Below are 12,473 nucleotides of genomic sequence, written 5' to 3' on the forward strand. Positions count from 1 at the left end.
TTCCTTAAACAAGCGATCACATCGCAGATCTCAATCAGCAGCCCGAGGAAGTCCAGGCAGGCCGGGCGGCCAGTCCTCTCAAGCCGCACCACCAGGCCGGCAACAGAAATGGATGCCTCACCCGACCCACCCGGGTCGCAGCACAACGTAACAACACGCAGCAACTGCACCTACAAACTTAAGGACCAGTAATGCTCGGACCGCTCGACGAATACCCGGTACACCAGGTTCCCCAGCCGATCGCGTGGCCCGGCTCCTCGGACCGCAACTTCTACGATCGGTCCTACTACAACGCTCATGACCGCACCGGAAACATCTTCTTGATCAGCGGGATCGGCTACTACCCCAACCTTGGTGTCAAGGACGCGTTCGTGCTGATCAGGCGCGGCGACACCCAGACCGCGGTGCACGTTTCGGACGCGATCGATCAGGACCGGCTCAACCAGCACGTCAACGGCTACCGGGTCGAGGTCATCGAACCGCTGCACAAGCTGCGGATCGTCCTCGACGAAACCGAAGGAATCGCAGCAGATCTCACCTGGAAAGGCCTGTTCGACGTCGTCCAGGAACAACCGCACATCCTGCGCTCGGGTAACCGGGTCACGCTGGACGCACAGCGGTTCGCACAGCTCGGCACCTGGAGCGGGCACATCGTGATCGACGGTGAGGAAATCACGGTCGACCCCAACACGTGGCTGGGTAGCCGCGACCGGTCGTGGGGCATCCGTCCGATCGGTGAGGCCGAACCGGCGGGCCGGCCGGCCGACCCGCCGTTCGAGGGCATGTGGTGGCTTTACGTGCCAATGGCTTTCGACGATTTCGCCATCGTGCTGATCATCCAGGAGCAGCCCGACGGGTTCCGCTCGCTCAACGACTGCACCCGGATCTGGCGCGACGGCCGCGTCGAGCAGCTGGGCTGGCCGCGGGTGAAGATCCACTACACCTCCGGCACCCGCATTCCGACCGGCGCCACGATTGACGCGACCACCCCCGACGGCTCCCCCGTCCACTTCGACGTCGAGTCCAAACTGCCGGTGCCCATTCACGTCGGCGGCGGCTACGGCGGCGACTCGGACTGGATACACGGCATGTGGAAAGGCGAGAAGTTCGCCGAACGGCTGACGTACAACATGACCGATCCGGCGATCATCGGGCGGCCCGGTTTCGGGGTGATCGACCATGTCGGTCGCGCGGTCTGCATCGAGGGCGACAAGGCTTCGGTCGAAGGTTGGGGCCTCTACGAGCACGGCGCACTGGGTCGCCACGACCCGTCCGGGTTCGCCGACTGGTTAACGGTTGCGCCGTAACCGATCTCGGTAGGCCGCGCCGGGGTGATCGGCCGGCAATAGCGGGCTGGCGCCGCCCAGCCGCTCACGCAGCGTGCTTGGCGCCACCCGCTCCGGCACGCGCCCGCGTCGGCGCAGCTCCGGCACAACGAATTTCGCGAAGTCCACGAACGTGCCCGGCGTTGTGATGTAGGCGAGGTTGAAGCCGTCGACGTCGGCCTCGTCGACCCAGCGCTCGAGTTCGTCGGCTACCTCGATCGGCGAACCCACCAGCACCGGGCCACGGCCGCCGATGCCGATTTCTTCGGCGAGTTCCCGCGCCGTCCAGGTGCGCTCGTCGGTGGTGAAGGAGGCCAGCGCCGAGCGGTTGGCGTCGGTCTCGCTGTAGCGCAGCGGATCGTCGTCGCCAAGCTCAGCCAGGTCCACCCCGGTCCAGCCGCCGAAGAGCGCCAATGCGCCTGTGGTGCTGACGAATTGGCGGTATTCGGCCAACTTGGCCAGCGCTTGCTCGCGCGACTCGGCGACCACCGGGGTCACCATGGTGAATACCTTGATCGAGCGGGGATCTCGGCCCAACTCGGCGGCGGCCTCCCGCAATGCCCGCACCGGGCCGCGCACGATCTGCGGAGTCGGGCCGGAGATGAAGGCCGCCTCGGCGTTCGCCGCGGCGAATTTGACACCCCGGGGCGAGGCACCGGCCTGGAACAGCACCGGTGTGCGCTGCGGCGACGGTTCGCACAGGAACGGCCCCGGGACCGAGAAGTAGCGGCCCTTGTGGTCGATGTCGTGCACCTTGGCCGGATCGGTGAACACGCCGCGCACGGGATCGCGCACCACCGCGTCGGATTCCCACGACGCCTCCCAGAGCTTGTAACAGACCTCGAGATACTCGTCGGCGATCTCGTAGCGCTGGTCGTGCGGAATCTGGGCGTCCAGGCCGAGATTGCGCGCCGCACTATCCAGGTACGAGGTGACGATGTTCCACGCCACGCGTCCGCCAGTGAGGTGATCTAGCGTCGACAACCGGCGCGCCAGCGCGTACGGCTGCTCGTAGGTCAGCGACAGCGTGATCCCGAAGCCGAGAGTCTCGGTCACCGCCGCCATTGCCGAGACCGCGGCGGTCGGGTCGTTGACTGGGAACTGCGCGGCATCGAGCACCGCCGCATCGCGCGACGCGCCGTAGACGTCGTAGACGCCAAGCACGTCGGCGAGAAACAGCGCATCGAAGCCACCCGCTTCCAGGACTCGGGCCAGCTCGGTCCAATAGCCGAGCTCACGATACCGATAACCCTGATCCTCGGGGTGCCGCCACAGCCCGGCCGACTGGTGCCCGACACACGCCATGTCGAAGGCATTGAGGTAGATCCTGCTCGCCGCGCTCACTCGATCTGATCCGCATATGTTTCCCGTGCCGCGGAGGCCGCGGCCACGGTGATTGCCGCCAGCACCGCGAAATACCCCACGATCAACCACGGTTTGCCGCCCCCGGCGACCAGCAGAGCCGCCGCGATCAGCGGTGCGAACCCGCCCGACAGCACAGCTCCAATCTGGTAACCCAGCGACGACCCACTGTAACGCACCCGGGTGTCGAAGAGTTCGGCGAACCAGGCGGCCTGCGGGCCATACATCGCGTCGTGAACGACGTTGACGCCGAACACAATCGCGACTATCACCGTGATCGCAGACCCGCTCGCGGCGGCCACGAAGAACAGCGTCAGAGCCACCACCCCGGCGAGCGCGCCGAACAGATACGGTGGCCGCCGGCCGAACCTATCGGACACCCATGCCCAGCCCGGGGTGCTGACCAATCCGAGGGCCGACGAAATCAACACCGCGATCAAACCGACCCCGCTGCCCTTGCCGAACGAATCCTGAAGGTAAGTAAGCGAATACGTGGTCAGCAACACGAACAGCGCGATCTGAGATATTCGTAGCCCGGTGGTGATCAACACATTACGGGGCTGGCGGCGCAGCACCTCCAGCACCGGCAACGCCGAGAGCTCGTCGCGTTGCTTGAGGCGATCGAAAACCGCGGCGTCGGTCAGCCGTAGCCGAATGAACAACCCGACTCCCACCAGAATCGCGCTGAACAGGAACGGAATTCGCCAGCCGAACGCCAGGAAAGCGTCGGCGCCGCAAGATTTGCGGGTGGCAAAGAAGACCGACGTCGCCAGCAACATCCCAGCGGGAGAACCGAGCTGGGTGAAGCTGCCGAACAGGCCGCGGCGCCCGGGCGGCGCGTGCTCGACCGAGAGGACGGCGGCACCGCCCCACTCGGCGCCCACGGCCAGCCCCTGCAGCACCCGCAGCGCCGCCAGCAGTGCCGGCGCGAGCAGCCCCGCGGTCGCATAAGTCGGCAGCAGCCCGATCGCGGTCGTGACGAGGCCCATTGTCAGCAGCGCGACAACCAGAACGGCTTTGCGCCCCAGCCGGTCCCCGTAGTGGCCCGATACCACGGCGCCGATCGGCCGGGCCCCGAACCCTGCCGCGTAGGTGGCGAACGAGGCCAATGTCCCAGCCGTCGACGAAACATGAGGAAAGAACAGCGGCTTGAAAACGAGCGCCGATGCTGTCGCGTACAGATAGAAGTCGTACCACTCGATCGTGGTGCCGATCATGCTGCCCAAAGCGATGGTTCGCAGCTGTTTGCGGGCGCCGGAAGTAGCGGTCGACTCGGTGATGATCACGTGATCGCAGATTAGCCGCGTTGTCGACGGCGGCATAGCGTTGCTCTCGCCATGATGCGAACCGCTCTACCGCTGGCACGGCACCATGCGGTTGACTAGAGGGGTGACAAAGCCGTCGTGGACTGTCGATGTTGTGGTGGTCGGCGCCGGCTTTGCCGGGCTCGTCACGGCGCGAGAGCTGACGCGACAGGGCCACGAAGTGCTGGTTTTCGAGGGCCGCGACCGCGTGGGCGGGCGTTCGTTCACCGGCAGCGTCGCCGGATTGCCGGTGGATATGGGGGGCGCGTTCGTCGGCCCGACCCAGGACGCCGTGCTGGCGCTGGCGGCCGAGCTGCAGATCCCGACCGTACCTACTCACAACACCGGCAAGAACGTCATCCACTGGCGCGGCTGGACCCGGTCCTACCACGGCACCATCCCGAAGCTATCGCTAACCGGATTGCTTGACATCGGACGGCTGCGTTGGCAATTCGCCAGAATCGCCCGCAACATTCCGGTGGACGCACCCTGGAATGCACGCCGAGCCACCGAGTTGGACGGCGTGTCGTTCGGACAGTGGTTGAGCTCGGTACGCGCCACGGCGTCATCTCGCGACCTGATGGCCATCATGGCCCGGGTGACCTGGGGATGCGAACTCGATGACGTGTCGATGCTGCACGCGGCGCGCTACATCCGTGCCGCTGGAGGTCTGGACCGGATGCTCGACACCGAAGACGGGGCCCAGCAGGACCATTTCCCGGGTGGCACCCAGCAGATCGCTCTGGCGGCCGCCGACGAACTGGGCGCGCGTGTCGTGCTGAAGGCCCCGGTCCGGCGCATCGAGCGGCACGGTGCCGGTGTCACGGTCACCTCCGACGCCGGCACGGCCGACGCCGGCTTCGTCGTCGTCGCGATCCCGCCGGCCCATCGCGGGGCCATCGAGTTCACTCCCCCACTGCCCGCCGAGTACCAGCAACTGGTCGAGCAATGGCCGCAGGGCCGACTCAGCAAGGCCTTCGCGGCGTATTCGACGCCGTTTTGGCGGACCAACAGGTGCTCGGGACAGGCGCTCTCCGACCGGGGCCCGGTGTTCATCACGTTCGACGTCAGCCCGCAAGCCGACGGACCGGGCATCCTGTTGGGCTTTGTCGACGCCCGGGCGTTCGATTCCTTACCCTCCGACCAACGCCGCCGCGACGCACTGCGCTGCTTCGCGTCGCTGTTCGGCGACGAGGCGCTCAATCCTCTCGACTATACGGATCATCGTTGGGGCACCGAAGATTTCGCTCCGGGCGGCCCGACCGCGGCGGTACCGCCGGGGTCGTGGACGCGGTTCGGGCGGTGGCTCCGCGAACCGGTCGGGCCTATTCACTGGGCCGGCACCGAGACCGCCGACGAGTGGACCGGATTCTTCGACGGCGCCGTCCGGTCCGGCCTGCGAGCGGCCGCCGAGATCACCGCCCTGCTATGAGCTGATCTGCGCGATCGGTAGCGTCACCGATTCGGCCAGTAACCGAAGCTGGCCGGTGACCTCACGGTGGTGCTCCAACATCGAGCAGTGACCGCCGGGCAGCTCGACCAGGCCCAACACGTTGGGCGCGGTGCGAGCGATCGCGCGCGACGCGGCGATCGGCGTGAGCCGATCGTCTTCGCTGCCGATGACCAGTGTCGGCACCGTCAACCCGGTCAGGTCCAGGTACCGCGAGCCCAGGGATTCGACGAGCATCCTCGTGCAACCCCCGCGCCCGGCGGCCGCCGTCTGGGTGAACAAGTCGTGGATGAGTCTGGCGGCGCTCGGGTCGGCGTCCTTGCCGACCGCGAGCATCGCGATCAGGGAGCGCGTGGCGATCAGCGCCGGGCCGGGAATCGGGATTCCGCCGAACACGTTTATCAGGCCGCGCGCGGCGAGCGAGCGGGCCGACGACAGTTGGCCCGGCACCGAGAGCAGCCTGACTTGGCGGACCAGATCGCCGGTGGTCGTGTTGATCAGTGCGACGGCATCGGCGCGGCGGTGGACCTTGTAACGGTAGCGGGCCGACCACGCGGCGATTGTGATCCCGCCCATCGAGTGCCCGGCGATCACCGCGCGCTCGTGCGGCGCCAACGTCGCCTCCAACACGCAATCCAGGTCGGAAGCAAGGTGTTTGAGGCTGTATCCGCAGCGCCGCGGCACCCCGCTTCGGCCGTGGCCGCGGTGGTCGAACGCGATCACTCGGTAATCGGCGGCCAGGGCGGTGATCTGGTAGGCCCATGCCCGGATCGCGCAGGTGATGCCGTGGGTCAGCACGATGGGGTAACCGTCCTCGGGCCCGAAGACCTCTGCGTGCAGTGGAGTGCCGTCGACCGCGCGGACGCTCAGGATGCGGCTCGGCGGTAAAACGTCGGGCAGCGGATCAACCACGCGTGTCGTTCGCCGAGCACTCATCGCCAGCTCCCCCCGTCGAACACGGCCCCGTCGCCGCGCTCTGGATACGCCGATCCTATAACGGCACGGGCGTCCAACTATGCAATTTCGACCAAACCCGCGCGCCCGAATCGCAGCACACAAATTGGAGCTAACCGGCAAACCCCGGCACGGCACTGTTTGCCATGTGAGAGGCTAACTGTCATGTCCCCGATGTCCCGTCGGGCGGTGCTCACAGCAACGATGAGCACGGTCGCTGGCGGGCTGCTGGCTGCCTGCACACCTGGTCAACATTCGGCTCCTCCGCCACACCCGCCGCCGGAGATCAAACCCGATACTCAGTCCGTCCTGATCGTCGGCGCCGGCATGGCCGGCCTGGCTGCCGCGCGCAACCTGGTCGACGCTGGTTGGCCGGTCCGCCTGATCGAAGCCCGCGATCGCATCGGCGGCCGCGTCCATACCGTCCGCGACTGGGGCGTGCCGATCGAGATGGGCGCGTCCTGGATCCACGGCACTGCCAACGATCCGATGATGGAACTGGCGCGCAAGGCGCATGCCGAGGTCATCCCGACCGACTACTACGGATGGGCGAAGCTCGCAGTGGATCGTCGGCTGGCGCCGGTCGACTACGACGACGACCATTGGCGCAAGTTCGTCGAACGGGCCTGTGACCGCGTCAGCGGAGGCAGCCTCGCGGCCGCCATCGACGACGCGGCCCGACGCGCGGAGCTCTCCAGTTCGGACCGCACCCAGCTGGCGTTCTTCGTCGCCACCGAGATCGAGGACGAGTACGCGGCCGGTGCAGACCAATTGTCCGCCAAGACGTTTGACACCGGTGATTACGCCGACGGCGATCAGTCCGTGATCACCAACGGATACGACGCCCTGCCGAAGCTGCTGGCCGACGGACTTCAGATCGTGCTCAACACACCGGTCACCGCGATCACCCGGCGAGAGAACTCCGTCACCGTGCACGCCGGAAACCAATCCTTCGACGGGCCCGCCGTGATCGTCACCGTTCCCCTTGGGGTGCTCAAGGCCGGTTCGATCGCCTTCGACCCGCCGCTGCCCGACGGACATGCTCGTGCGGTCAATGCGCTGGGATTCGGCGGGCTGTCCAAGACCTTCTTCCGGTTCGACCGGCGAACGTGGAAGACGGACAACGCCTTTTACCTCTTCATGGGCACCGACCCCGGCGCGTGGGCGCAGTGGTTCACGCTGTCGAGCAACGCCGGGCCGATCGTGGTGGCGTTCAATGCCGGTGAACGGGGCCGGGCGGTGGAGGCGTCGTCGGTCGCCGATGTGACGACCCGAGCGCTGCCGATCGCTCGCCAACTGTTCGGCGACGGCATCTCGCCGGTGGAGGTCCGGACATCGAGCTGGAGCACCGACCCGTACGCGCGCGGCAGCTACTCGTTCCACGCGCCCGGCTCGGGGATCGACGACCGCCGCCGCCTACGGGAACCGATCAGCGACCGGCTCTACCTGGCCGGCGAGGCCGCCGACACCAAGAATCCGTCGACCGTGATCGGGGCCTTTGTCAGCGGCCGCTACGCCGCCGACCAATTGATGCGCCGGTTGACGAACTAGCCACGAAATATCAAGGTGTTCAGTAGTTTTCCAACCCGGTGACCTTGCGCCAACCCGACCGCGTCGTCTCCCAGACCGGGGCCGGCGACGTTGTCTCCGGTCGCCGTCCGCACGCCGCGACGTCGAGTGTGCGTTCGCGGTTTTCAGTGCGCGTCCACGCCGGGATTTCGGCCTTGAGTTCAAGGGGTGGTTGCAACACTTCGTAGTTAGGGGTGTTGATGACGGGTCAGCCTCAGTTGTTGGTGGTGCAGCGGCGGTATTGGGATTTGATCGCTGCGGGATGGTCCTCGGAGGATGCCGGGGTGGCGGTCGGCGTGTCGGCGACGTGCGGTAGCAAGTGGTTTCGCAGGTTTGGTGGTGTGAATCCACGATGGTCAAAGCCTCAAGGACAGCGACGGCCGCGGCTGTCGGCGGATGAGCGTGAACAGATCATGATCGGCACCGCGCACGGTGAGTCGATCCGTTCGATGGCGCGCCGGTTGGGCCGGGCGCCGTCGACGATCATGCGCGAGATTGCCCACAACGGTGTCATGCGAGGGCATGTGGGCCGTTATCGCGCCCGGTATCGGTTCAGGGCCCGCCGGGCCGGTTGGGACGCGAAGTCGGGCTACTCGGCGCGCATCGCTCAGCGGCGCAGCGAGCAACGGGCGCGTCGACCCAAGACCGGCAAGTTGGGCCGCTGTGAGCAATTGCGGGCCGAGGTGCAAGCGTTGTTGGTCAACAAGTACAGCCCCGAACAGATCGCCGGGGTATTGACCGCGACCTATCCTGACCGCCCGGAGATGCAGGTGTCCCACGAAACCATCTACCAGGCGCTTTACGTGCAAGGGCGCGGAGAACTGCGCCGGGAACTGAGGACATGCCTGCGCACCGGGCGCGCGTTGCGTAAACCGCGCCGACGGGCCCGCGCCGGTGACGGCCGCGGCCGTATCAAGGCATGGTCAACATCAGTGAGCGGCCCGCCGAAGCTAACGACCGCGCCGTGCCAGGCCATTGGGAAGGAGACCTGATCATCGGCAAGGACCAGGCCTCTCAAATCGGCACGCTGGTTGAACGTTCCACCGGATATGTCCGACTGCTGCACCTACCCCATACCCGTAGCGCCGAGGCCGTCGCCGAGGCCATGATCGCCGCGGTCAAAGACCTGCCCGCCACCTTGCGCCGCACCGTGACCTGGGACCAAGGCCACGAAATGGCCCACCACGCCCGCATCAGCATCGACACCGGCATCGAGGTTTACTTCTGCGATCCCCACTCACCCTGGCAGCGCGGTAGCAATGAGAACACCAACGGCCTACTACGGCAATACTTTCCAAAGGGCACCGACCTTTCGGTGCACGACGCCGAACACCTCGCCTACGTCGCCGACGAACTCAACGGACGACCCCGAAAACGCTTCAACTGGGACAACCCCACCAACCGCCTCAACAAGCTACTGTCCACCCCGACAGACACAACTGTTGCAACCAAACCTTGAATCCACCGGCGGTTTTCCCGCCATGGCGCAACACTCAAAGCCGTGATGCCGCCCGGCCGGCGAGCAGTCGCAGTGCCTCGTCAGATCGTGAACACGGTGCGGCGGTATGGCCGACCAACGACAACCCACCGACGCCGGTGAAGTCGAAGACGTTGTAGGTCAGCGACAGTTCCCCCACCTCGGGGTGCCGGAATCGCTTGACGCCGTGGCGATGTGCCTTGACGTTGTGCGCGGCCCAGGTGCTGCGGAATTGCACGCTGCGGGTCGCCAACTCGTCGACCAGGCCGTTGACGCCCGCCGAATCGGGCGAACGTGCCGCTTCGGCTCGCAGCAGCGCAACGACGTCGTCGGCCTCGCGAGCCCAATCGAGAAAGAACTGATCGGCGGCGGTGTCGAGAAACATGAACCGGGCCAGGTTCGGCGTCGCCTTGGCGCCGGCGAAGACCGGCGCGTACAGCGCGCGCCCCAGCGCGTTGGCGGCCACGAGATCGAGGTGGCCGTTGATGACGAGCGCCGGCGCGGTGGCCATGCTGTCCAGCAATGCCTGCACGCCGTCGGGCATGGCCGTGCCCGCGGAGCGCGCCGGTCGGGTTCGATCGCCCCTGCCGGTGACGGCGCGAACAAGATCGAACAGGTGGGTTTCCTCGGCCTCGCCGAGCCGCAGGGCTCGGGCCACCGCATGCAGGACGTCGTCGGAGACACCGGCCACATTTCCCGGCTCGACCTGCGTGTAGTAGTCGATGCTCACACCGGCCAGGTGGGCGACTTCCGCGCGCCGCAACCCGGGCACGCGGCGGCGCCTGCCCGTGGGCAAGCCGACCTGCTCAGGCGTGATTCTCGCCCGGCGGGTCATCAAGAAGTCCTTGATGTCCTTGGCGATGTCCATTGCCCTGGGATACCCCGACCGCGGGCAAACACCCGTGCGCCGCTTGACCGACCGATGGTCTTGTAAACCGACCAATGGTCGGTTATGGTCCTGAAATCCGTCCATGGAGGTCGCCATGAGCCAGCCAGATCCCTCGCAGCTTCGCACCCGGATGTTCGCGCGGGCGTTCGGGCCGTTTTTCCTGATCGTGCCGTCGATCGTCGCCGTACGAGCGTCCTCACAGGTGCCGGTGCTGTTGAACGAATTCAGCCGTGATCCGATGTGGCAATGGGCGCTCGGGGCGATTCTGCTGATGTGGGGCAGCGTCATCATTGCCTTTCACCAATATTGGCGCAGTGTCGCGGCGGTTTTGGTGTCGTTGCTCGGGTGGTTCCTCGCCATCCGCGGCATCCTGATCCTGGCGATTCCCGATGTCTACGACTCGGCGGGAAAGTCACTGCAAGACAATGCCCTTCCGGTGCTGCGCGGCATCTTCGCCGGAATCGCGTTGGTTGGCTTGTATCTGACCTACGCTGGCTGGATCGCCAAGCCCGTCGAGCGGGATCGGGCGGATGCCGCGGGTAGTTAAGCATCCCGACATTCGCCGTGCCGAGATCCTGGATCGCGCCACGGCGCTGTTCGTGGCGCGCGGCTACGACAATGTCAGCCTCAACGATCTGATCGCGCATGCCGGTGTCTCCAAAGGCGCCTTCTACCACTGGTTTCCGTCCAAGGAGGCGTTGATCACGACGCTGGCCGAGCGCAGCGCCCGCAGTCAACTCGCGTTCATCGAAGAGGCGGCCGCGCACTGCCACGGCAACGCCCTCGATCGGCTCAACACGCTGCTGCAGGCCGGTTTTGACGTCAAGATGCAGACCGGCACCCCCGAGCAACTGGCCGCGATGGTTTCGCTGCTGCGGCCCGAAAACGCCCACCTGTACGGGCGCATCATCGCGGTGAGCGAAGAGCTGACCCGACCGCTGCTGACCCGGTTGATCGCCGATGGAGTGGCCGAAGGCACCTTCCACACGTTCGACGCCGAAGGTGTGGCCGACATGATTCAGGGCCTGGCCGCGCGCCTGAACTCCAATGTGGTGCAGATCATCGACGCCGCCGACGAGCCCGCCAGACAGCACGCTATCGACGTATTGACCGACAGATGCAAGCTGCACGGGTTGGCCGTCGACCGGGTTCTCGGGCTAACGGACGGCAGCGTCACCACGCTCAACCGCGCACAGGTCGAAGTCATGGTTGCGGCCTTGGCGCGCGATTACTGAGGCGGCGATTGGGCATAGCTGATACATGACGGCATTGCAGACAAACCAGCGCTCGAAGAGCGACACCATCGCCACAGCCATCATGTTCGTGCTCGCCGCGATAGCCGGGGTCGTAACCGTGTCGTTTTCCTTCTTTTTCGTGATGGCCACCGATTCCTGCACGGCCAACAACTGCGACACATCGGCTCTCGATTGGGCTTATGCCGTGGCGTGGGGAGGCATCGGGATCGCCGCGATCGTCGGCGTCGGGGGCATCATCATCGCGGCGGCACGCAAACGGGTCATGTGGGTCTGGCCAACCATTGCCCTGGGGCTGATCATCGTCGCGGTGGTGATCGGTTCAATACTGGCGAACTCGGTTGGCCCGCATCGTTGATAAGGGCTAAAGCATTGCGCTACGGCAGAACTCGATGCTACTTCTCCAGCGCCTGCGCGCATGCGTTGAGGATCGCGAGGAAACTCCCACGCAGTAGCCGCCGGCTGACCGCCTCCAGCACCTTGCCGCCCGCCGCGGCCGGATGCGTGTAATTGGTCAGCCAGTCGACGTGCGTCACATCGCCCGCGGCCGTGAACGTCAGGGTGCCGCCGTCGTGGTTGAACGGCGGGATCGACTTGACGATCAGGTAGCTATAGCTGTGCGGCCGGTCGTAGGCCGTGAGCTCTTCCCGGAAGAAGGTGCCGACGCCGATCACCTCGCGCAGCGCGCCCGGGCCCGGGCCCGACGTGCCTTTGGCCCAATACCCCTTGAGCGCCAACGGTGCGGCCGCCAGGTGGGCCGGGTCGCTCAGCCAGTCGAAGACCTGGTCCACCGGTGCTGCGATCGTCCGTTCCACGTGAATCTCGACCATCAGAACTCCCGCCTGGCAGTACCGGCAACGACCCGAAGCCATGCTAGTCGCCGGTCGTGT

Annotated in this window: 11 protein-coding genes and 1 pseudogene; 7 read left to right on the forward strand and 5 right to left on the reverse strand. The window is 66.1% G+C overall.

What is annotated here, in order from left to right:
• Nucleotides 1-191 precede the first annotated feature (191 nt).
• A complete protein-coding gene (locus G6N54_RS10895) occupies nucleotides 192-1,307 on the forward strand; it encodes a hypothetical protein (RefSeq protein WP_163790136.1) in 1,116 nt (371 codons plus the stop codon).
• Here the strand turns inward: G6N54_RS10895 and G6N54_RS10900 are convergent.
• Nucleotides 1,290-2,669 (reverse strand): LLM class flavin-dependent oxidoreductase, encoded by a 1,380-nt coding sequence (locus G6N54_RS10900; RefSeq protein WP_163790138.1) that lies wholly within the window; start codon nucleotides 2,667-2,669, stop codon nucleotides 1,290-1,292. The genes G6N54_RS10895 and G6N54_RS10900 overlap by 18 nt on opposite strands.
• On the reverse strand, nucleotides 2,666-3,904 hold the full coding sequence (locus tag G6N54_RS10905; protein ID WP_163794656.1) for an MFS transporter: 1,239 nt from the start codon (nucleotides 3,902-3,904) through the stop codon (nucleotides 2,666-2,668). The genes G6N54_RS10900 and G6N54_RS10905 overlap by 4 nt, the downstream gene beginning before the upstream one ends.
• A 172-nt stretch (nucleotides 3,905-4,076) precedes the next feature.
• On the opposite strand from G6N54_RS10905, the gene G6N54_RS10910 reads away from it, so the two are divergent.
• Nucleotides 4,077-5,423 carry a flavin monoamine oxidase family protein gene (locus G6N54_RS10910; RefSeq protein WP_163790140.1) on the forward strand — a complete coding sequence of 449 codons (1,347 nt, stop codon included), beginning with the start codon at nucleotides 4,077-4,079 and terminating at the stop codon, nucleotides 5,421-5,423.
• On the opposite strand, the gene G6N54_RS10915 is transcribed toward G6N54_RS10910, so the two are convergent.
• Nucleotides 5,418-6,377 carry an alpha/beta fold hydrolase gene (locus tag G6N54_RS10915; RefSeq protein ID WP_163790142.1) on the reverse strand — a complete coding sequence of 320 codons (960 nt, stop codon included), beginning with the start codon at nucleotides 6,375-6,377 and terminating at the stop codon, nucleotides 5,418-5,420. The genes G6N54_RS10910 and G6N54_RS10915 overlap by 6 nt on opposite strands.
• 222 nt (nucleotides 6,378-6,599) lie before the next feature.
• On the opposite strand from G6N54_RS10915, the gene G6N54_RS10920 reads away from it, so the two are divergent.
• Complete coding sequence (locus tag G6N54_RS10920) at nucleotides 6,600-7,946, forward strand: flavin monoamine oxidase family protein (protein ID WP_308207233.1); 1,347 nt, start codon at nucleotides 6,600-6,602, stop codon at nucleotides 7,944-7,946.
• A gap of 431 nt (nucleotides 7,947-8,377) precedes the next feature.
• Nucleotides 8,378-9,423: pseudogene (locus G6N54_RS10925) on the forward strand (IS30 family transposase).
• A 34-nt stretch (nucleotides 9,424-9,457) separates the two neighbouring features.
• Here G6N54_RS10925 and G6N54_RS10930 read toward each other — a convergent pair.
• The gene (locus G6N54_RS10930) at nucleotides 9,458-10,309 is read right to left on the reverse strand and encodes a helix-turn-helix transcriptional regulator (protein ID WP_163790145.1); all 852 of its coding nucleotides are present in this window, start codon (nucleotides 10,307-10,309) and stop codon (nucleotides 9,458-9,460) included.
• 103 nt (nucleotides 10,310-10,412) lie between these two features.
• Between G6N54_RS10930 and G6N54_RS10935 the strand changes: the two genes are divergently transcribed.
• From G6N54_RS10935 to G6N54_RS10945, 3 genes are read left to right on the forward strand one after another with little or no spacing between them, the layout of a single operon-like run.
• On the forward strand, nucleotides 10,413-10,877 hold the full coding sequence (locus G6N54_RS10935) for a hypothetical protein (protein ID WP_163790147.1): 465 nt from the start codon (nucleotides 10,413-10,415) through the stop codon (nucleotides 10,875-10,877).
• Entirely contained in the window at nucleotides 10,861-11,565 is a 705-nt protein-coding gene (locus tag G6N54_RS10940; protein WP_163790148.1) for a TetR/AcrR family transcriptional regulator, read from the forward strand. The genes G6N54_RS10935 and G6N54_RS10940 overlap by 17 nt, the downstream gene beginning before the upstream one ends.
• Nucleotides 11,566-11,590: 25 nt before the next feature.
• Complete coding sequence (locus G6N54_RS10945; RefSeq protein ID WP_163790151.1) at nucleotides 11,591-11,941, forward strand: hypothetical protein; 351 nt, start codon at nucleotides 11,591-11,593, stop codon at nucleotides 11,939-11,941.
• Nucleotides 11,942-11,978: 37 nt separating this feature from the next.
• Here the strand turns inward: G6N54_RS10945 and G6N54_RS10950 are convergent, their stop codons facing one another.
• A complete protein-coding gene (locus tag G6N54_RS10950) occupies nucleotides 11,979-12,413 on the reverse strand; it encodes an SRPBCC family protein (protein WP_163790153.1) in 435 nt (144 codons plus the stop codon).
• Between the last annotated feature and the right edge of the window lie 60 nt (nucleotides 12,414-12,473).

The sequence above is a fragment of the Mycobacterium stomatepiae genome, from assembly GCF_010731715.1.
GTDB lineage: Bacteria > Actinomycetota > Actinomycetes > Mycobacteriales > Mycobacteriaceae > Mycobacterium > Mycobacterium stomatepiae.